This window comes from Streptomyces sp. NPDC004658 (genome assembly GCF_040609555.1).
In the GTDB taxonomy this organism is placed as follows: domain Bacteria; phylum Actinomycetota; class Actinomycetes; order Streptomycetales; family Streptomycetaceae; genus Streptomyces.
In genome coordinates this window covers 1-18,546 of record NZ_JBEXKG010000086.1, presented here as the reverse complement: position 1 = coordinate 18,546, position 18,546 = coordinate 1, and the positions used below count along the sequence as shown (strand labels likewise).

The following is an 18,546-nucleotide window of genomic DNA, read 5'->3' as shown; positions in this document are numbered from 1 at the left end:
CGGCGGTGTCAGCCGGCCTCGGTTGTCAGCCGGCCCACGAGCAGACAAGGCCCGGTGCCGGGGGATCGGCGAAGATCCGCGTCAGGACAGGGCGAGGACGCAGAACTCGTGGCCCTCCGGGTCGGTCAGGCAGGTCCACGGGACGTCGCCCTGGCCGATGTCGAGGTCGGTGGCGCCGAGTGCGCGCAGCCGGGCCACCTCCGCTGCCTTGTCGTCACCGGGGTACGGCAGCAGGTCGAGATGGACGCGGTCCGGCACGGTCTTCGCTCCGGGCGTGCGGAGGAACTCGAGATACGAGCCGGCGCCCTTGGCCGAACGCAACACCGCATGGTCGTCGGTCACCTCGTGCAGGGTCCAGTCCATCGCCTCGCCCCAGAACCGGGCCATGGCCCGCGGGTCCGTGCAGTCGACCACCACCCGGGCGACCGGCCCGGTGTCCCGGTAGACCTCCCGGGGCTCCAGCACGCAGAACTCGTTGCCCTCCGGGTCGGCGAGGACCGTCCACGGCACGTCGCCCTGGCCCACGTCGACGGGTGTCGCACCGAGAGTCTTCAGGCGCGCGACCACCTCCGCCTGATGGGCCGTGGAGGTGGTGGCGAGATCGAGGTGCAGACGGTTCTTCGTCGTCGTCCTGGGTTCCGGGACGGGTACGACGTCGACGCAGACGGCGACCGGGTCCGGCCACACGAGGCCGCCGGCGGGGCCGACGTAGGTGGTAAGGCCGGCGCTGTAAGCAGTCCAGCCGAGTGCCTCCGCCCAGAACCGGCCGACCGCCGAGGCGTCAAGGGCCTTGATGTTCACCATCACGGGTCGCAGTGCCATGCCGGCGATCCTATGAGCCCGGTCCGTGCGGCTTCGACGCCGTCACCGAACAGAGATCGACTCGCTTGTGCCTCACCGCGCCGCCGGGCCGCGCTCCTGACCGCGGGGGCGCTGTCGGAGGTAGGCCTCCAGCTCGGCGGCGCCGGTCAGCATGGCGCGCCCGCGGGCGGACAGCCGGCCGTGCCAGTCGCCCAGTGCGGCCTCCAGCGGCTCCAGACCGCCGGCCGCCCGCACCTGGGCGATCAGCGGGGCGATCTGCTCCAGCAGGTAGCCGCCCCGCCTGAGCTGGTGGGTCAGCCGGGCGTCCCGTACGTCGGCCTCGTCGTAGACGCGGTATCCGGTCCGCGGGTCGCGGCGCGGGCGTACGAGTCCGGCGCGCTCCCACTTGCGCAGCGTCGCGGGCCGGATTCCCAGCCGCACGGCCAGCGGCCCGATGAAGGTGCCGCCGGGCCCGGACACCGCGGCCGGTTCGGGTCCCGCACCGGGCTCGGGCGCCGTGGTGGACTCCAGTTCGCGCAGGGCGTTCTCCACGGCTTTCAGGGTCCCCCGGTCGTCGAGGAGTTGGGCGTGGCTCTCGTCGATCAGGCGGAACGCCTCGTCCACCGCGTCCTGGTTCACGGCCCGCATGACCGACGTCGCCGTCTGGTGGCCGTGGCCGGGCACCAGGGCGAGGAACGCGCGCAGGGCCTGCGCGTGCAGCGGCGTGTAGACGCGGTAGCCGTGGGGTGTGCGATCGGCGGCCGGGAGAATGCCGGCCTCCTCGTAGTTCCTGACGGCCTGTGTCGACAGACCGCTGTCCCGGGCCAGATCAACCGGCCTGAGTTTCCTACCGCTTGGAAAGTTTCGTCGCATCGGCCTGCCGATATTGGGAGAAAGTCTCAATCGAAGGTTCAACGATAGCGTTGAGGGCATGGCTACTGACATCAAGGGCACCGCTCGTGCCGTCGAGGCCGCCGCCGTCATGGGACTGCTCCCGGCCCGGCCGCGACTGCTCGCCCTGGGCGAGCCCACGCACGGCGAGGACACGCTGCTCGACCTGCGCAACGAGCTGTTCCGGCAGCTCGTCGAGCAGGCGGGCTACCGGACGATCGCGCTCGAGACCGACTGCATGGCGGGCCTGATCGTGGACGACTACGTCACCTCGGGCACGGGAACGCTCGACGAGGTCATGGAGCACGGCTTCAGCCACGGCTGGGGCGCCTCCACGGCCAACCGCGAGCTCGTCCGCTGGATGCGCGCCCACAACGACGGCCGGCCCGCGTCCGAGCAACTGCGTTTCTCGGGTTTCGACGGCCCGCTGGAGATCACCGGCGCCGCGAGTCCCCGGAAGGCCCTCACCGCGCTCCACGCCTACCTCGCCGCCCGGGTGGACGAGGACCTCCTGCCCTGCACCGCGGAGACACTCGACCGCCTGCTCGGCGCCGACGACCGTTGGACCGACCCCGCCGCGATGACGGATCCGGCCCGTTCCGTGGGGCAGTCGCCCGAGGCCGGTCAGCTGCGGCTGCTCGCCGACGAACTCGTGGCACGGCTCGACACGCAGACCCCGCACCTGATCGCGGCGACCTCGCGGGACGCGTGGGACCGGGCGCGTCTGTACGGGCGCACCGCCACCGGGCTGCTGCGGTACCACCACTGGATGGCCGACGCCTCACCGGCCCGCATGGCGCGGCTGTGCGCGCTGCGGGACCTGATGATGGCCCGCAACCTCCTCGCCCTCGCCGGTCGGGGCCCGGCACTCCTCCACGCCCACAACTCCCATCTCCAGCGGGAGAAGAGCACGATGCGGATGTGGGAGGGGCCGGTGGAGTGGTGGAGCGCCGGTGCGCTGGTGAGCGCCCGGCTCGGCGAGGAGTACGCCTTCGTGGCCACGGCCGTCGGCACGATCGGGCATCGGGGAGTGGGCACCCCGCCGCCGGACACCCTCGAAGGACTCCTGTACGCACTGCCGGAGGACCGCTGCGTCATCGACGCCCCACGGCTGGCCACCGTCCTCGGCGACACGCGGCCCGCGTCCCGCGTGTCGCCCTGGTTCGGCTACGCCCCGCTCGACCCTGATCACTTGTCGAGCACCGACGGCATCGTGTTCGTCAAGGACGTCCCCGACAGCACCATCTGACTGAGCGTCATGGCAGGTCGGCTCGGGGGAAATGCCGTGACAGCCGGCCTTCCGCGCGCTCAGTCCTCGGTGACGCGGATGATCGTGCGGCCGGCGGCGCGCTGCTTCCGGGTGAAGGCGGCGGCTGCCTCGGTCAGTGGCCGGACCTCGCCGACGCGTACCTGGAGCCGGCCGTCCCGCAGCCGCCGGGCCAGGTCGGCGAGGCGCGCACGGTCGGGTTCCACGACGAAGAAGAGGGCTCGCCCGTCGTCGGGGTGCACGGTGGGCGGGTGGGCGATGGTGACGAGGGTGCCGCCGGCCCGCACCAGCGCGGCCGAGCGGTCGAGGATGTCGCCGCCGATCACGTCGAAGACGACGTCGACCTGGCCGGCCTCCTCCAACCGGTCGGCCTCCAGGTCGAGGAACGCGTGCGCGCCGAGGCCGAGGACGGTGTCCCGGTCGGCCGCGCGGCCCGAGCCGATCACGCGGGCTCCCGCCTCGTGGGCGAGCTGGACGGCGATCGAGCCGACCGCGCCGGCGGCGCCGTGGATCAGGACGGTCTGTCCGGTGCCGAGGGCGGCGTGGTCGAACAGGCCCTGCCAGGCGGTCAGGCCGGAGATCGGCAGCGCGGCTGCCACCGTGTGGTCGATGTCGGCGGGGAGCGGGGCGAGGTTCCGGGCTTCCACGGCGACGTACTCGGCGAGCGAGCCGTCGCGGGCCCAGTCGGTGAGTCCGAAGACGCGCTGTCCGACGGTGAGGCCGGTCGTTCCGTAGCCGAGTTCCGCCACCACTCCCGACACCTCGTGGCCGGGCACGCTCGGGGTGCGGTCGCGGCCGGCGCGGTCGGTCCAGCTTGCCGGCCAGTCCAGCTCTCCTCGTGTGAAGCCCGCGGCGTGCACCCGCAGGATGACGTCGTTCTCGGCGGCGTGGGGACGGGGCAGGTCTTCCAGGGTCAGTCCCGCGGCCCCGGCCGCGCGGTCCCGGACGGTGATGGCTCGCACGGGCACTTCCTTTCTTGTCGTGTGGGGGGGTGTCTTGTCGTGTGGTGGGTGCTGCGGAACGCGGACCGTCAGCGGATCTTCGGCGGGGACCCGTCGTCGCTCGTGGCCGAGCGATGTGCGGCGGCCGGCCCCGCCCGACCGGAACGGCCCGCGCAGGCGGTGAGGGCGCCGGCGCCGCGCGGGGATCGTCTGCCGCGCCCGCGGGGCGTGTCGGGCCGCGACCGGGCCGCGTGGACCAGGGCGAGCAGCGACAGGGAGCCGACGAGGGCGACGTAGCCGAAGCTGGTGGTCCGCAGGCCCCATGCCGGTGCCAGGAGGCCGGCCGCGAGGGCGGGGAGACTCAGCGCCGCGTAGCTGACGACGTAGACGGCGGAGAACACCTCCGACCGTGACTGCGGGGCGGTGGCCTCGCCGATGGCGCGGAGGTTGCCGTTGTACGTCAGGCCGACCCCGGACCCCGCCACGACGGCCCCGCACGCGTAGACGGCCGGGGATGGCAGGGCGATGGCCAGGGCCAGTCCGGCCGCGCCGAGGGTCAGCAGGAGGGCGCCCAGCAGGGTGGCCCGCCGTACCGTGTGCCGGGCGGACCACAGGCCGCCCGCGCCTCCGGCGAGGAACAGCGCGGCGATGTCGAGCCCGCCGGCGGCTTTCCAGGTGACGTGGAGCACGGCGGTGACCACGGAAGGGGTCAGGGCGAGGAACAGCCCGGTGACGGCCCAGCCTGCCACGAGGGCGGGTACGGCGGCCAGGAACCGGCGCCGGGACCCGGGCGGGACGCGCACCCTCGGCAGGAACCGGGTCGGCCCGCCGGCCGGCGGTGCGACCGTCTCGGGGATGTACCACACCGCCACGGCGAGGAGCAGCAGGACGCACGTGAGGGCGGAGAAGACGTATGTGTCCGGGTGGGCGACCGACTGGACCAGCAGTCCCACCACGGCGGCACCGGCGGCCAGGCCCACGCTCGTTCCCACCGCCGTCACGGTGGTCCCCGCGTGCGGGCGCCTCACCGGGGAGGAGTCGACCAGCCCGGCGGCCAGCCCCCCGACGGCCGTTCCGGTGGCGACGCCCTGCACCGTCCGTGCGAGCACCAGGGACAGGACCCCGCCGGCGGTCCAGAAGATCGCCGTACTGGCCGCCGCCAGCAGGAGCGCGGCGATCAGCACCGGGCGGCGTCCCAGGCGGTCGCTCAGCGGGCCGAGGGTCAGCAGGGCTCCGAGCAGCCCGACGACGTACACGGCGAAGACGACCGTCACCATGGTGACCGAGAAGTCCCAGCGCTGCCGGTACAGGGGATAGATCGGTGAGGGTGCGCTCGCGGTCGCCATCAGGACGACGGTGGTGACCGCCAGCACGCCGAAGGCGGCGCGTCGGCTCAGCCGACGAGGGGTGCGGCGGGAACGCGGGGGTCGCACGGACCCGTTCCCGGCGTGCTGCCGGGTCACCGCGGCCAGGGAGCGTCGTCGACGCGCTCGACGACGATCTCCTCCACATGGTCGCCTGCCGGTCTGTCCAGCCCCCGGCCGATCGCGTCGGTGAGCACACCGTGGTTCGTCGCCGCCGTCTCCGGGCCCATCCGGTGGGGAACGCCCGGCGTCGTGTGCAGGGCGATCGCCGTCCGGACCACGTCGGCGGCGCTTTCGGAGAACCCGCGGTCGAGCAGGAAGCCGCGTGCGCGATCGGCGCCGTCGGCGTGGAGCGAACCGAAGAGGAACTCCCGCCGGGAGTGGTGGAAGATCAGGGGATCCGTCCGCTCCCGGAGGAATTCCGTGGCCTCCGCGACAGCCGGGATCCCGGGTATCTCCACCCCTGCGATGATGTCGGTCATGATGTCCGTGCTTTCCGGTGCGGTGTGTTACGAGTGGACCGTGCGTCCGTTCTCCACGGTGCCGACCCCTCGGCCCCCGGCGCCGCCCCGGTCCGGCCATGAACCACTCGAATCCAGTCACCTCAGGATGGCTCTGTGAGCACCGACACGCATCGTGTGGCGATCCTCGTCTACGACGGGGTCAAACTGCTGGACGTCGTCGGCCCCGCCGAGGTCTTCGGGGAAGCGAACCTTCTCGGTGCCCACTACAGCATCGCCCTGGTGTCGGCGACGGGCGCCGATGTCGCCTCCTCGATGGGCATGCGGATCGCCGTCGACGGGAGCGCCGCCGCGGAGCCGGACCCGGACACGTTCCTGGTGCCGGGCGGAGACATCTATCCCCGAACCCCGGTCACGCGCGATCTGGTCGAGGCCGCCGGCGGTCTGGCGGCCCGTTCCCGCCGGGTCGCCTCGGTGTGCTCCGGTGCCTTCGTGCTGGGGGCGACGGGCCTGCTGGACGGCAAGCGCGCGACCACCCACTGGAAGATCACGAACGAACTCGCAGCCCGGCACCCGAAGACCCGCGTGGAACCCGACGCGATCTACGTGCGCGACGGCTCGACGTACACCTCGGCGGGAGTCACCGCCGGCATCGACCTGGCGCTCGCTCTCGTCGAGGAGGACCACGGTCCCGACGTCAGCCGGGAGGCGGCCCGCTCCCTGGTGGTCTACCTGCAACGGGCCGGCGGCCAGTCGCAGTTCTCCGCCCCCCTCCAGGGCCCCCCGCCCCGGTCGCCCGCCCTGCGCAGAATCGTCGACCTGGTCACGGCGGACCCCGGCGGCAACCACTCCCTCGCCGCACTCGCCGGGCATCTGAACCTCAGTACGCGTCACCTCACGAGGCTGTTCCGGGAGGAACTGGGCACCACGCCGGCCCGGTACGTCGAGTCGATCCGGTTCGACATCGCGAAGTCGCTGCTCGACCAGGGGTACACCGCGACGCAGGCGGCGTCCCTGGCCGGCTTCCCGAGTTACGAGAGTCTCCGCCGCGTCTTCGCAAGGGAGTTGTCCATCTCCCCCGCCGCCTACCAGCGCCGGTTCGCGACCGCCCGCCGCGCGCAGGCCGAGTAGCGTCCCCCGGCCAGGCTCAGGGCGATCCCGTCCCGCAGCACACCGGCGAACCAGGCCGCGAGCGACGAGGAGCGGCGCGGCGAGGGACAGGTGCACGCAGCGGCCACGGGGACCAGGACACCCATGTGGTTGACCGTTAAACAAACTAGTTTAAGATTCACCTACCGCGTCGGACGGCGCACCGGGTGGCACCCGTCGCCCGGGTGAACCGTGTCCGCCGCGGCGTACCCCACGCATGCTCAGGATCGGAGACGAACTCCATGACCAGCCCTGTCCGCCTCGCCGTCATCTACTACTCCTCCACCGGCTTCTCGGCCGAGATCGCCAAGGAGATCTCCGAGGCGGCCGAGAAGGCGGGCGCCGAGGTGCGCCTGCTGAAGGCCGCCGAGCTGGCTCCCGAGGCCGCCATCGCCTCCAACGAGGCGTGGGCCGCCCACGCCGCGGAGAGCGCGGGGATCCCCGAGGCCACGACCGCCGACGTCGAGTGGGCGGACGCGATCATCTTCGGCACCCCGACCCGCTTCGGGAACATCTCGTCCCAGCTCAAGCAGTTCATCGACACCCTCGGCGGCCTGTGGGCGCAGGGCAAGCTGGCCAACAAGGTCTACAGCGGCTTCGTGACCACCGCCACCGCGCACGGCGGCCAGGAGTCCACGCTGCTCGCCCTGTACAACTCCATCCACCACTTCGGCGGGATCATCGTGTCCCCCGGCTACACCGACCCCGTCAAGTTCATCGACGGCAACCCGTACGGCACGTCGCACATCGACGCCCAGGGCAACAACCCGGTGGGCGAGCAGACGCGCAACGCGGCCCGCCACCAGGCCGAGCGTGTGGTCCAGGTCGCCGCCGCCCTGAAGGCCGGCCTCGCCTGACCCACCCGGCACGCGGCGTGCCGCGTGTGAGCGCCGTACGCGACGACGGGGCGCTCCTTCCGGAAGACGTCCCGGAGGGAGCGCCCCGCGCGTCGTGAACTCCGCCCGGCGACCGGCGCCCGGCGGTCACCCTCGTGCAGTCCCGGTCGCACCCACATCCGTCCTTCCGGCAGGGCGGACCGGGTCTGATGCGGCTACGACCGGCGGGCCGAGGTGCACGGGACGGCCGGGCACCCCTGAGCCGGCGAGCTGGAAGTCCAGGTCGGTATGACGGAAGGCGTCCAGGCCCTTGTGCGGCGGGAGGACCACGTCGCCCGGCTGGGGTGCCGAGTCCTCGTAGAACCGGGTGTTCCAGGTTCCGGCCACCGGCGCACGGAGCCGGCCGGACGGGACGAGGGGGCGGATCGGCGAGGTGGACGAGGCGGAAGAGGCCTCAGGCGGCCATGCCCGGCCCGGGCCTGCGCTGGTCCGACAACCCGTGCACCTGCCATTCGCGGGGTGTCATGCCGTACGCGTCGCGGAAGGCCCGGCTGAAGTGGGCGGCGCTCACGAAGCCCCACCGCCGCGCGATGACCGCCACTCCGGTCTCCAGCGCCCGGGGACGGAGGAGGTCACGGCGGCACCGCTCCAGGCGCTGCGCCCGGATCCATCCGGCCACCGTCGTCCCCTCCTGCTCGAAGAGCTTGTGCAGGTAGCGCACCGACACGAAGTGAACGGCGGCGATCGTGCGTGGGGAGAGGTCGGGGTCGCCGAGGTTCCTCATGATGTGGTCCTTGACGCGCACCACGGTGGCGGCGGCCGTCGTCGAGGGCGGCCGGGGCAGACGGCCGAGGTGCTCGTCGATGAGCAGCGCCAGCAGATCCAGTGCGGTGACGGCGAGTTGACGGCCGACGGCGTCGTCGAGATCGGCGGCCACGCGTGCCAGGCCCGCGACGTACTGGGCCAGGACGGCCGAACTGCCCTCGGCGCCGGTGAAGGTGGTCGCGGTCAGCGACCGCAGGTCCTCGGGCCGGACGGACAGCACTTCGCGAGGAAAATGGAAGGACGTGAAAGCAAATCTTTCGTTGAGCGTTTTCCTGAATGCGCGGGAGGAATCCGAGAGGGAGAACTCACCGGGCCGGACCACGCATTGACGCCCGTCCTGTTCTTTCATCGCGGTGCCTCGCTCCTGGAGAGTGAGGATGACGAACTCCTGGTCCTCACCGGATATCAGGCGGCTGCTCCGCGTCACCGTCTGCGGCCCCGCCTCGACACGGGAGATCCGCAGGACGCCGAGCCGGTCGCTGACGATGTCCCCAGGTGACGGCTCCTCCTCCAGGAGATCGACACCGAGCGGTATGAAGGTGTTCGTCACCGCTTCGTGCCAGCGTTCCACCCGGTCGGCGGTGGACAGCTCTGCGGTGGACACAATGACGGGCATCGCTCCTCCTCCAGAAGTCGTGCAGTGAACAGGAGGCTGTGGCCGGCATTGGGCCCACCCTTGCGCGTACCGGCTGGAAAGTCCACCCACGGGCGGGACAAGATCTCCGAGATACGCTGCCGCCGCCCGGGACGAGTCCGAAGGGGACGGGCCGATGGGAAGCGCCGACCACCGCCCAAGCGGCCCGATACTCTGGGCGGCATGATCAACTCGTCCGCGAGTCCCGGCGATGCCGAGGTCGCCGTGGCTGCCGCTTGCGCCGGCGCCGACGTGGTGCGCCGCATGTACGGCCGGCAGCTCTCCCGCGTCGACAAGGGCGGGGGTGATTTCGCCACCGCCGCCGACGTCGAGGCGGAGAAGGCGATCGTCGGTGTCATCCGTGCCGCCCGGCCCGGCGACGCGGTGCTCGGCGAGGAGGGCGGGCGGCACGGCGATGCCGCCGCCGAGCGCCAGTGGTTGGTGGACCCCCTGTGCGGCACGCTGAACTACGCGGTCGGCCACAAGCTGGTGGCGGTCAACGTGGCCCTGCGCGGCCGGGCGGCGGCGGTGGCCGACCCGTTCAGCGCCGAGGTCTTCTTCACCGACGGGGAAAACGCCTGGGTGCGGCACGAAGGGGTCGATGACCAGCTGGTGCCCACGGCCGCCGGCCGGCTGGTGGACGTCAACCTGGATCCGCCGTTTCCGGGCGCCCCGGGCTTCCGGGCCGTCGAGCTGCTGGCCCACCCCGGGTTCGTCCAGCGGTTCAGGCCACGGGTCGTGTCCACCACGCTGGCGTTGGCCTGGGTCGCCGCGGGTAAGCGGGCCGCGTACGTCACCGACGGCGGTGACCTGTCGGAGAGTGTGCATTTCGCCGCCGGTATCGCCGTGTGCCGGGCCGCCGGCTGCGTGGTCACCGGAACCGACGGCGGCCCGATCGGCCAGACGGGCCGCGGGCTCGTGGTGGCCGCCGACGCGGAGACCCACGGTCTGCTGATGTCGCTGATCCACAGCCGGCGTGAGCGCGATGAGCGGGGCAGCCGTCCGGGATGACCCGACCGGGACGCCGGCGGGCCGGTCGCGGGGAACCGGTCCAGCGCACCGAGCCGGTCGAGCCACGGATTCCGCGTGCAGGCAGCATGATCCCGGCCGCCTGATCCACGAAGAGCCCCACCCGAGCGCCGACCGGCGGCCCAGAGCTGCGCCCCCGCCGGACTCGGCCGGCCCGCTCCCGCACCGCCCACGGCGTCATGTCACTGATCCACAGCCGGCGGCTGTCCAGGGTGACGTGACGAAGGCGCCGTCGGGTGGATCACGGGGAACGGCCTCAGCGCGGATCGAGCCGCGGGTTCCGTACCCGGAGCGCGGTGCCCGGGCTCCGCGAGCGGTTCCGCTCGGCTTCCGTCCCGAGTGGTCAAGCCACCTCCCTGGTCCGAGACTGAAGAAGGAGCCCTCTGCTCCTCCAGCGGCGGGTCAGAGCGCGCAGGAGATGACGTTGACTTCCTTCTCACCCGGATTCCGAGGGCGGCCCCGCTCGTTGGCGGAGCGGCTGCCGCCCGGGCAGTACCCGACCGAGTCGTTCCCCGTCCTGTCGGCCGGTCCCACTCCGCGGGTGCCGACCGAGGCCTGGTCGTTCACGCTCACCACCGAGCTGGGCGAGACACGGAGCTGGACCTGGGACCAGATGATGGCCCTGCCCCAGCAGGAGACGGTGACGGACATCCACTGCGTCACCCGCTGGTCCAAGTTCGACACGCGCTGGAGCGGGGTGCCACTCGACGCCTTCTTCGAGGGGCTGGAGACGACCGCCGCGTACGCGGTCGTCGACAGCCACGGCGGCTACACCACCAACCTTCCGCTCGCCGACCTTCTCGGCGGGAAGGCGTGGATCGCCCACACCTACGACGGCTACGCCCTCTCGCCCGAGCACGGCGGGCCGGCACGGCTGCTGGTCCCGCACCTGTACTTCTGGAAGTCGGCGAAGTGGGTGCGCGGACTGCGGCTCACGCACGAGGACGACCCGGGATTCTGGGAGTCCGCCGGCTACCACAACTACGGCGACCCCTGGCGCGAGCAGCGTCACTGGGGTGACTGACGATGGCTGCCGCCTGGCTGCCGGCACGGCTGGTCGGGCGGAGCGCGCAGAGCGCAACCGCCCGCTCCCTGGTGTTCACCGTGCCCGGCTGGCCGGGTCACCTGCCCGGCCAGCACGTCGACGTGCGTCTCACGGCCGACGACGGCTACCAGGCCGTCCGCAGCTACTCCCTGGCGGCGCCCGCCGACGACGGCCGGCTGGAACTGGGCGTGCAGTCCGTGGCCGACGGCGAGGTCTCGCCCTACCTGGCCGACCAACTGCCGCCGGGCGAGGAGGTCGAGATGCGCGGACCGCTCGGCAGCTGGTTCGTGTGGCGCCCGGAGCAGAGCGAACCGGTGCTGTCGGTGGCGGGCGGCTCCGGTGTCGTACCGCTCATGGCCATGGTCCGTGCCCACCGTTCGGCCGGCTCGCGCGGTCTCTTCCAGCTGGTGTACTCCGTGCGCGGCCCCGAGGACATCTGGTACCGGGACGAGCTGGTCGACGGCGGCCCGTTCCTCGACATCCGGCTCCTCCACACCCGGCGGGCCCCGCCCGGCACCTCCCGCCCGCCCGGCCGCATCACGGCAGCGGATCTGCGGGAGCCCACAGCCCGCCTGGAGCCCAGGAGTCCCGTCTACGTCTGCGGGCCCACCGGATTCGTGGAGACGGTCAGTGACCTGCTCGTCGAGCTGTTCGCCGACCAGGGGAAGGAACCCTCGACCATCCGCACCGAACGCTTCGGCTGACCCTTCCGTTTCCTGACCCGGGAGATTCTCATGGCAGACCCCGCCACCTTCCTCGACGGCAACAGTCTTGCCGGTCCGTTGTCGGAGATCCTCTCCGTGGAGCCCACCACGGCCTGGTGGCGGTGCCCGGACTGCAAGCGGTCAGGGTCTCTGGCCCAACTGCACCTGTACGGACCCGAACCGGGGATGACCGCGCGCTGCCCGGGGTGCGCGTATGTCGCGCTGCGCCTGGTCAGGGAGGAAGACCACATCTGGCTGACCCTGGGCAGCGGGTCCGGCGCCTTCCGGTTCCGTACCGCCTGAAGGGAAGCGCGGCGGTCACGCGCCCCGCGCGCGCACCCAAGGCTCTCCTGCCGTGTCGCCGTTGGGACATGTCGCAGCTGTGACAGCTCGCGCCCGTGACACGTCGAGCCTTCTCGCCAAATGATTTCGGACAGTTGTGATCCACGGCTGTTCGAAAGGTGTTCCCCTGATGGCAAAGTTCCGCCTCATGGCGGCGATATCAACAGGATTGATACTGCTTGCTGGTGTCGTACCCACCGCCGCCATGGCGCGGACGGCGGACATCGGCACCGTCACCCGTCCCACGGCCGAGCCGGGGACTCGCTCCACGACCGTACGGCTGATCACCGGCGACCGGGTGACCGTGACATCGTTGCCCGGCGGACGGCGCACCGCGTCGGTACGCCCCGGACCCGGTCGCGAGCGCATCCCCTTCGAGACGCTGGAGGAGGACGACAAGTCGCTGACCGTGCTCCCGTGGGACGCCGAGGCCCTGGTGTCGGCGGGCACCCTGGACCGCCGGCTGTTCGACGTGACCGCCCTGATCTCCCAGGGCTACGACGAGGCACACACCTCCGCGCTTCCGCTGATCGTCTCCTCCGAGCCGTCCCGGGAGGGGGCCAGGGTCACGGCTGAGGCGGCTCGGGCCGCGGCGGCCACCGCCGACCGGCTCGTGGCGCTCAACACGCCGGGGGCTCCCTCCCGTAGCCTGCCGAGCATCCACGCTCGGTCGCTCAGGGTCGCCACCTCGCGACTGGGGGATTTCTGGAAGACGTTGAACCCCGGCGGCAAGGCCGGCGTCGCCCGTGCCGCGCTGACGCCGCGGGTGTCGTTGGACGGCCGGGTGCGGGCCGTGCTGGACCGCAGCACCGCGCAGATCAACGCCCCCGCTGTCTGGAAGACGGGTGACGAGGGCCAGGGAGTGAAGGTCGCCGTGCTCGACACGGGCGTCGACGCGAGCCATCCCGACCTGGCGGGCCGGATCACGGAGGCCGAGGACTTCTCCCAGAGCGCCGACACCGGCGACCACTTCGGTCACGGCACGCACGTCGCCTCGATCGTCGGCGGCAGCGGCGCCGCGTCCGGCGGGACCCGGCGGGGCGTGGCGCCCCGGGCCGACCTCCTCATCGGCAAGGTCCTCGGCGACGACGGCTACGGGTCCGAGTCGGCCGTCATCGACGGCATGCAGTGGGCGACGCGCGAGCACGCCAAGGTCGTCAACATGAGCCTGGGGTCGGGGTCTCCGACCGACGGCACCGACCCGCTCAGCCAGGCGGTCGACTCCCTGACCGCGTCCAGCGGCACACTCTTCGTCGTCGCGGCGGGCAACGAGGGGGAGACGGGTCCGTCCAGCGTGAGTTCCCCGGGCGCGGCCGACGCGGCGCTGACCGTGGGGGCCGTCGACCGTGACGACTCCCTCGCGCCGTTCTCCAGCCGCGGCCCGCGTCTGGGCGACGGCGCGGTCAAGCCTGACGTGACGGCTCCAGGAGTCGGCATCGTCGCCGCCCGCGCGTCCGGCACCACCCTGGGCGACCCCGTCGACGCCCACTACGTCGCACTGTCGGGGACGTCCATGGCCACCCCGCACGTCGCCGGCGCCGCCGCGCTCCTGGCCCAGCAGCACCCGGACTGGGACGCCCAGCAGCTCAAGGACGCGCTGATCAGCACGGCGCACACCGTGCCCCGCACCCGGGTGACCGAACAGGGCGGCGGCCGTATCGACGTGGCCGCGGCCACCGGCCCGGTCAGGGCCAGCGGCTCCGTCTCCCTCGCCCCGCTGAGCACCGGCGGCTCCGGAGGGCGGCAGCGGTCGGCCACCGTTCGCTACACCAACTCCGGCGACCGTCCGGTCACGCTGTCCCTGGCCCTCGGCCTGGCCACCGAGTCCGGTCGCGCGCTCCCGGACGGCGTGGTCGGCCTCGGCTCCGACACCGTGCGGATCGACCCCGGCGCCACGGCCGAGGTGCCGTTGAGCACCGACGCCCGGCACGCGGTCCGCGGCGCCTACTACGGATACCTCACCGCGAAGTCCGCGGACGGTGCCGTACTCGTCCACACGACCGTCTCCCTCGCGGTGCACGCCCCGCAGCACCGGCTGACCGTGTTCTACCGCGACCGCGACGGCAAGGTGATGCCGGACTGGCTGCCCACGATCTGGGGTCCTGACGGATTCGTGGACTACGCGGACCGGCAGGCCCACGTCGCCCTCGTGGAAGAGGGCACGTACTACGTCAGTTCGGGCTTCTACGACATGACCGATCACGGCGGCGAGGCGGGCACCGTCGTCGCCCCCGAGGTCAAGGTCACCGCGGACCGGACGGTGACGCTGAACGCCGCCGAGGCCACCCAGGTGCACATCCGCACGCCACGCCCCGCCGAGCAGCACGGCATCCTCAGCACCACCGTGTACCGCCGGATCGACGGTCACGAGCTGATCCAGGGAGCCATGTACTTCGACGACGTCACACGCCTCTACGTCAGTCCGACCTCCCGGGTGACCGACGGCGCCTTCGAGTTCTCCTCGCGCTGGCAGATGGTGGCCCCGCAACTGCGGGCGAAGGTCTCCGGCGGCTCCGGGGAGTTCGTGCCGTACTACGAGGCGAACTCCCCCGCCTTCCCGGACCGCGGCACGCGGCTGACCGCCGTGGACGCGGGCACGTCGTCGGCGCCCGACTTCCGCCGCGCACGCGGGAAACTCGCCGTCGTACGGTTCGACTTCTCCGTCACCGAACCCGAACTCGCCCGGTCCGCCGCGGCGGCGGGGGCCAGAGCGCTGCTGATGGTGTGGCCGCAGGAGCAGGCCAGCGCATGGACCCGGTGGCAGCCGACGGGTGACCGGACGGCCCTGCCCAGCATGCGGGCCTCCTGGAAGGACGGCGCCGCCCTGCTGGAACGCGTCAGGAAGCGCACCACGACGGTGACGCTGTCCGGCACGGTGCGCAGCCCGTATCTGTACGACGTGATGCAGGTGTCGAAGGGCTTCGTGCCCCGGCAGGTCGTGCACACCGTCTCGGAGCGGGAGAGCGCCGTGGTGCGCAGCACGTACACCCGCACCGGTGCCTCGCTCTGGGCCAGCGAGCAGCGCTTCGGGTGGCGGCCGTACCAGGAGACCGCGTGGAACCAGTACAGCCGGTACGTCCCGGTGGGCCGGGAGCGCGTCGAGTACGTGACCGGCGGCGACACGCTGTGGAACCACGTCGTGCACCACGACGTCGTCGACGCCGCCGACCTGCCGTTGGCGGCCGGCATGCGGAACGCGCCGCGTACCTACCGTCCCGGCCTGCGCGCCACGGAGCGGTGGTTCGGAGCGCCGGTCCGCCCCTCCATCCCCCGCGGCTGGACCCGGCCGTCGGTCCGCAACGGCGACACCCTGACCGTGTACGTCCCGGAGTTCACCGATTCCGACACCGGCCACTGGTCGTTCGCGGAGACGGGCGGCTTCGGCACCGGCCGGGCGACCGCCGCCGACGTGGCGTCGGCGGTGCTGTACCGGAACGAGAAGCAGGTCGCGGTCTCCGACAACGGCGCGTGGGGCAACTTCGAGGTCGCCCCGGGGCAGGCCCGGTTCCGGCTGGACCTGACGACCGCCCGCGTCTCGGACGACTGGCGCCTCAGCGTGGGCACGCGCACCTCGTGGACGTTCCGCTCGGACACCACGGCTGATGCCGCCCCGCTGCCGCTGCTCCAGCTCGACTACGACGTACCGGTCGACGCGCAGGGCGCCGTGAGCCGGGCACGCGCACACCACCTGGGCCTCACGGTCCGCATGCAGGACGGCATGGCCGCCCCGCGCGGCGTGCGGCTGAAGGCCGAGGCGTCGTACGACGACGGGAAGACCTGGACCACGGCGCGCACCGAGCGGCACGGCGACGGCCGGCAGTTCACGGCCACCGTGGAACGGCCGTCGAAGGTGCGCGGTGACGCCTATGTGACGCTCCGCGTGACCGCCACGGACTCCGCCGGCAACAGCGTGCGCCAGACCGTGGAGCGGGCGTACCTGCACCGCGGTACCGCGTGATGCGCGGACGACGCTGACGCGGTCGTGCCTTCACCCGGCGCGGCGGGTACCAGGGCCATGGGGTCCGGTACCCGCCGCGCCCGTGGAACGACGGGACGACCTGACCGGAGCGGCGGCCGGCACCCGGGTCACAGCCAGCCGCGCCGGGACGCCTGCCAGGCGAGTTGCATCCGGGTCACCGCGCCGGCGCGCTCCATCATCGCCTGGATACGGCGCTGGACCGTCCGGCGGCTCAGCCCCATCTGCGAGGCGATCGCCTTGTCGGCGACTCCCGCCACGAGCAGCGACAACAGCTTGCGGTCGGTGGCCGAGAGGGAGTCGGCCGGACCGGCTCCGTCGGCTCCCGCGAGCAGGCCGGTGCCGTCGATGTCCAGCGGGACGGCGTCCTCCCAGTAGCGGTCGAAGAGGGCGGTCAGGGCCGCGAGCAGGTTGCTGTCCCTGACGAGCGCCGTGGTCGGCTCCTCCGGGCTGCCGTGCGGCCCGCCGGCCACGAGGGGGAAGACGGCCACGGCGCGGTCGGCGATGGCGAGGCGCAGCGGCAGGTGTGGTACGGCACGAGCCACCTCACCGGCCCGGACGCCCGCCACCACGTTCTCCAGGGCGCCCTCGTCGTCGAAGAACGCCTTCTCGTAGAGCACTCGGTAGCTGACGCCTCGAGCCAGCGCCTCGAACTCCTCGGCGTTGGTGCCGGACGGCATGGCCACGTACTGGGCCTTGCAGAACCACAGCATCTCGTGGCGGGCGCTCGACTGGATCTGCCGGAGCTGCTGGCGCAGGGCCTCAGCCCCGGTGATCACCTCCAGCAACTGGCCGGCGTCGTGCCTGCGCATCGTCTCCCGGTAGGACTCGATGAGACGCGCGGCCTCGAACCGGGCCAGGTCCAGTGCGTCGGCGCTGCGCTTCAGGCGGGGCAGCAGCGCCACCTCCGGCGGAGCGGGACGGAACACCCGGGGTGTCCCGTCCGTGTGGGTGGCCAGGCCCTTGGAGACCAGTGCGTCCAGGATGCGCCCGGTCTCCGCGTCCGACAGGCGGGCCCGCTCGGCGAGGTCCCTCTCGGTGGCCCGGCCGGACGTCACGAGCAGTTGGTAGACGGATTCCTCCTCGGGCGAGACGCCAGCCGCCTCCAGCGCCACGGACGCCTCCCGGAATCTCGGAATCCAACGGTTGAAGATCGTACAACGCCGGGGGGTCGTGGTCGCCGGACAGTGCCGGGGGACCGGCGGGCCGCACCTGCCGTACGCGCCGCCGCTGCCGGTCCCCCGGCGGGTGTCAGGCCACCGGGAGCATGGCCTCCTGGGTGGGCGGTACGGCCCGGGCGATGGCCGGCGCGGGCGTCGTGGCGGTCGCGATCACCTTGCGGTACACCGCCTCGTAGCCGGCCGCCATCGTCTCCGGCTGGAAGTGGTCGACGACATGGTCGCGGCAGTCGCGGGGATCGAGCGCGCCGACCGCCTCGATGGCCTCCGGCAGTTCGCCGGCGTCGTCACGGACCAGGCCGGTCACCCCGTCCACGACGACCTCGGGGACCGAACCGCGGCGCAGGGTGACGACCGGGGTGCCGCACACCATGGCCTCGATCATCACCATGCCGAACGGCTCCTCCCACTGCAGCGGGAACAGCAGGCAGCGCGCCCGGGCCAGGAGCTGCTTCTTGCGGTCGCCGGTGACCTCGCCCAGCCACTCCACGCCCGGCCCGAGCCGGGGCTTGATCTCGGCCTCGAAGTAGGCGTGTTCGGCGGGCTCGCTGCACTTGGCGGCCAGCTTGATCTCCCGGCCCGCGGCCACGGCGGCGTCGATCGCGAGGTGCATGCCCTTGTCCGGCGTGCAGCGGCCCAGGAAGAAGACCCAGTCCTCCTTGTCGCGCGCGTAAGGGAAGCCGTCGGCTCTCAGGGCGTTGTGCACGGTGCCGGCCCAGTTGAGGTCGGGCGCCTGGCCGCGCTGGGAGCGGGAGATCGCCACCAGGTGGACGGTGTCCCCCAGGTGCCGGTAGTACTCCCCCGGTTCGCCGTCCAGCGGGCCGTGCGTGGTGACGACCGTGGGTGCCCGGTGACCCCGGGCGAGCAGGGGCCCGGCGAGGGTGTGGTCGTGGATGACGTCCACGTCGAGGTCGTCCAGGAGCCGGGCCGCGGCGGCGGAGTGCAGCACCTCCGGCAGCGGTTCGCCCAGGCGCCGGCCCTGCGGCAGGTCGTAGGTGCGCAGCATGATACCGAGCGGGCAGGACGTGCTTGGCGGCGATCGCCTTGGCGGTGTCGGAATCCGGTCCGGGCCGCGGCACGAAGATCGCCTCGCGGTAGTAGCG

Annotated in this window: 16 protein-coding genes; 8 read left to right on the top strand and 8 right to left on the bottom strand. The window is 72.5% G+C overall.

The annotated features are described in order from the left end of the window. Nucleotides 1–81: 81 nt before the first annotated feature. Together ABZV94_RS25780 and ABZV94_RS25775 are read right to left on the bottom strand one after the other, a co-directional pair. Nucleotides 82–822 (bottom strand): VOC family protein, encoded by a 741-nt coding sequence (locus ABZV94_RS25780; protein ID WP_356344169.1) that lies wholly within the window; start codon nucleotides 820–822, stop codon nucleotides 82–84. 72 nt (nucleotides 823–894) lie between these two features. Further along, nucleotides 895–1,674, bottom strand: coding sequence for a TioE family transcriptional regulator (locus ABZV94_RS25775; RefSeq protein ID WP_356344167.1), 780 nt, complete (start codon nucleotides 1,672–1,674; stop codon nucleotides 895–897). Nucleotides 1,675–1,732: 58 nt separating this feature from the next. Between ABZV94_RS25775 and ABZV94_RS25770 the strand changes: the two genes are divergently transcribed. Beyond that, nucleotides 1,733–2,941 (top strand): erythromycin esterase family protein, encoded by a 1,209-nt coding sequence (locus ABZV94_RS25770; protein ID WP_356344165.1) that lies wholly within the window; start codon nucleotides 1,733–1,735, stop codon nucleotides 2,939–2,941. Between the two features lie 59 nt (nucleotides 2,942–3,000). On the opposite strand, the gene ABZV94_RS25765 is transcribed toward ABZV94_RS25770, so the two are convergent. From ABZV94_RS25765 to ABZV94_RS25755, 3 genes are all read right to left on the bottom strand, one after another. After that, on the bottom strand, nucleotides 3,001–3,921 hold the full coding sequence (locus ABZV94_RS25765) for an NADP-dependent oxidoreductase (protein WP_356344163.1): 921 nt from the start codon (nucleotides 3,919–3,921) through the stop codon (nucleotides 3,001–3,003). 68 nt (nucleotides 3,922–3,989) lie between these two features. Next, nucleotides 3,990–5,333, bottom strand: a complete 1,344-nt coding sequence (locus ABZV94_RS25760) for an MFS transporter (RefSeq protein WP_356344161.1) — start codon at nucleotides 5,331–5,333, stop codon at nucleotides 3,990–3,992. Between the two features lie 26 nt (nucleotides 5,334–5,359). Next, a complete protein-coding gene (locus ABZV94_RS25755; RefSeq protein ID WP_356344159.1) occupies nucleotides 5,360–5,746 on the bottom strand; it encodes a hypothetical protein in 387 nt (128 codons plus the stop codon). Between the two features lie 135 nt (nucleotides 5,747–5,881). Between ABZV94_RS25755 and ABZV94_RS25750 the strand changes: the two genes are divergently transcribed. Continuing rightward, complete coding sequence (locus ABZV94_RS25750; RefSeq protein WP_356344157.1) at nucleotides 5,882–6,856, top strand: GlxA family transcriptional regulator; 975 nt, start codon at nucleotides 5,882–5,884, stop codon at nucleotides 6,854–6,856. 260 nt (nucleotides 6,857–7,116) lie between these two features. Then, a complete protein-coding gene (gene wrbA / locus ABZV94_RS25745; RefSeq protein ID WP_356344155.1) occupies nucleotides 7,117–7,731 on the top strand; it encodes an NAD(P)H:quinone oxidoreductase in 615 nt (204 codons plus the stop codon). A 433-nt stretch (nucleotides 7,732–8,164) separates the two neighbouring features. Here the strand turns inward: wrbA and ABZV94_RS25740 are convergent, their stop codons facing one another. Then, nucleotides 8,165–9,151 carry a helix-turn-helix domain-containing protein gene (locus ABZV94_RS25740; protein WP_356344153.1) on the bottom strand — a complete coding sequence of 329 codons (987 nt, stop codon included), beginning with the start codon at nucleotides 9,149–9,151 and terminating at the stop codon, nucleotides 8,165–8,167. A 201-nt stretch (nucleotides 9,152–9,352) separates the two neighbouring features. Between ABZV94_RS25740 and ABZV94_RS25735 the strand changes: the two genes are divergently transcribed. From ABZV94_RS25735 to ABZV94_RS25715, 5 genes are all read left to right on the top strand, one after another. Continuing rightward, the gene (locus ABZV94_RS25735; RefSeq protein WP_356344151.1) at nucleotides 9,353–10,180 is read left to right on the top strand and encodes an inositol monophosphatase family protein; all 828 of its coding nucleotides are present in this window, start codon (nucleotides 9,353–9,355) and stop codon (nucleotides 10,178–10,180) included. Between the two features lie 436 nt (nucleotides 10,181–10,616). Beyond that, nucleotides 10,617–11,222 carry a sulfite oxidase-like oxidoreductase gene (locus ABZV94_RS25730; RefSeq protein ID WP_356344150.1) on the top strand — a complete coding sequence of 202 codons (606 nt, stop codon included), beginning with the start codon at nucleotides 10,617–10,619 and terminating at the stop codon, nucleotides 11,220–11,222. A 2-nt stretch (nucleotides 11,223–11,224) separates the two neighbouring features. Then, the gene (locus ABZV94_RS25725; RefSeq protein WP_356344148.1) at nucleotides 11,225–11,947 is read left to right on the top strand and encodes a ferredoxin reductase; all 723 of its coding nucleotides are present in this window, start codon (nucleotides 11,225–11,227) and stop codon (nucleotides 11,945–11,947) included. Nucleotides 11,948–11,977: 30 nt separating this feature from the next. Then, nucleotides 11,978–12,250 (top strand): DUF6510 family protein, encoded by a 273-nt coding sequence (locus tag ABZV94_RS25720; RefSeq protein WP_356344146.1) that lies wholly within the window; start codon nucleotides 11,978–11,980, stop codon nucleotides 12,248–12,250. A 169-nt stretch (nucleotides 12,251–12,419) separates the two neighbouring features. Beyond that, a complete protein-coding gene (locus tag ABZV94_RS25715) occupies nucleotides 12,420–16,247 on the top strand; it encodes a S8 family serine peptidase (RefSeq protein ID WP_356344144.1) in 3,828 nt (1,275 codons plus the stop codon). A gap of 128 nt (nucleotides 16,248–16,375) precedes the next feature. On the opposite strand, the gene ABZV94_RS25710 is transcribed toward ABZV94_RS25715, so the two are convergent. Both ABZV94_RS25710 and ABZV94_RS25705 read right to left on the bottom strand, forming a co-directional pair. Next, nucleotides 16,376–17,380: a helix-turn-helix domain-containing protein gene (locus ABZV94_RS25710; protein ID WP_356344142.1), complete on the bottom strand. Its 1,005-nt coding sequence runs from the start codon at nucleotides 17,378–17,380 to the stop codon at nucleotides 16,376–16,378. A gap of 136 nt (nucleotides 17,381–17,516) precedes the next feature. Then, complete coding sequence (locus ABZV94_RS25705) at nucleotides 17,517–18,449, bottom strand: glycosyltransferase family 4 protein (RefSeq protein ID WP_356344140.1); 933 nt, start codon at nucleotides 18,447–18,449, stop codon at nucleotides 17,517–17,519. Between the last annotated feature and the right edge of the window lie 97 nt (nucleotides 18,450–18,546).

Bases quoted from the DNA above. Each gene is read 5' to 3' on its own strand.
- ABZV94_RS25775 (WP_356344167.1), bottom strand. From the start codon at position 1,674: ATGCGACGAAACTTTCCAAGCGGTAGGAAACTCAGGCCGGTTGATCTG.
- ABZV94_RS25730 (WP_356344150.1), top strand. From the start codon at position 10,617: ATGACGTTGACTTCCTTCTCACCCGGATTCCGAGGGCGGCCCCGCTCG.
- ABZV94_RS25720 (WP_356344146.1), top strand. From the start codon at position 11,978: ATGGCAGACCCCGCCACCTTCCTCGACGGCAACAGTCTTGCCGGTCCG.
- ABZV94_RS25780 (WP_356344169.1), bottom strand. From the start codon at position 822: ATGGCACTGCGACCCGTGATGGTGAACATCAAGGCCCTTGACGCCTCG.
- ABZV94_RS25770 (WP_356344165.1), top strand. From the start codon at position 1,733: ATGGCTACTGACATCAAGGGCACCGCTCGTGCCGTCGAGGCCGCCGCC.
- ABZV94_RS25735 (WP_356344151.1), top strand. From the start codon at position 9,353: ATGATCAACTCGTCCGCGAGTCCCGGCGATGCCGAGGTCGCCGTGGCT.
- ABZV94_RS25715 (WP_356344144.1), top strand. From the start codon at position 12,420: ATGGCAAAGTTCCGCCTCATGGCGGCGATATCAACAGGATTGATACTG.
- ABZV94_RS25705 (WP_356344140.1), bottom strand. From the start codon at position 18,449: ATGCTGCGCACCTACGACCTGCCGCAGGGCCGGCGCCTGGGCGAACCG.
- ABZV94_RS25755 (WP_356344159.1), bottom strand. From the start codon at position 5,746: ATGACCGACATCATCGCAGGGGTGGAGATACCCGGGATCCCGGCTGTC.
- ABZV94_RS25740 (WP_356344153.1), bottom strand. From the start codon at position 9,151: ATGCCCGTCATTGTGTCCACCGCAGAGCTGTCCACCGCCGACCGGGTG.
- wrbA (WP_356344155.1), top strand. From the start codon at position 7,117: ATGACCAGCCCTGTCCGCCTCGCCGTCATCTACTACTCCTCCACCGGC.
- ABZV94_RS25725 (WP_356344148.1), top strand. From the start codon at position 11,225: ATGGCTGCCGCCTGGCTGCCGGCACGGCTGGTCGGGCGGAGCGCGCAG.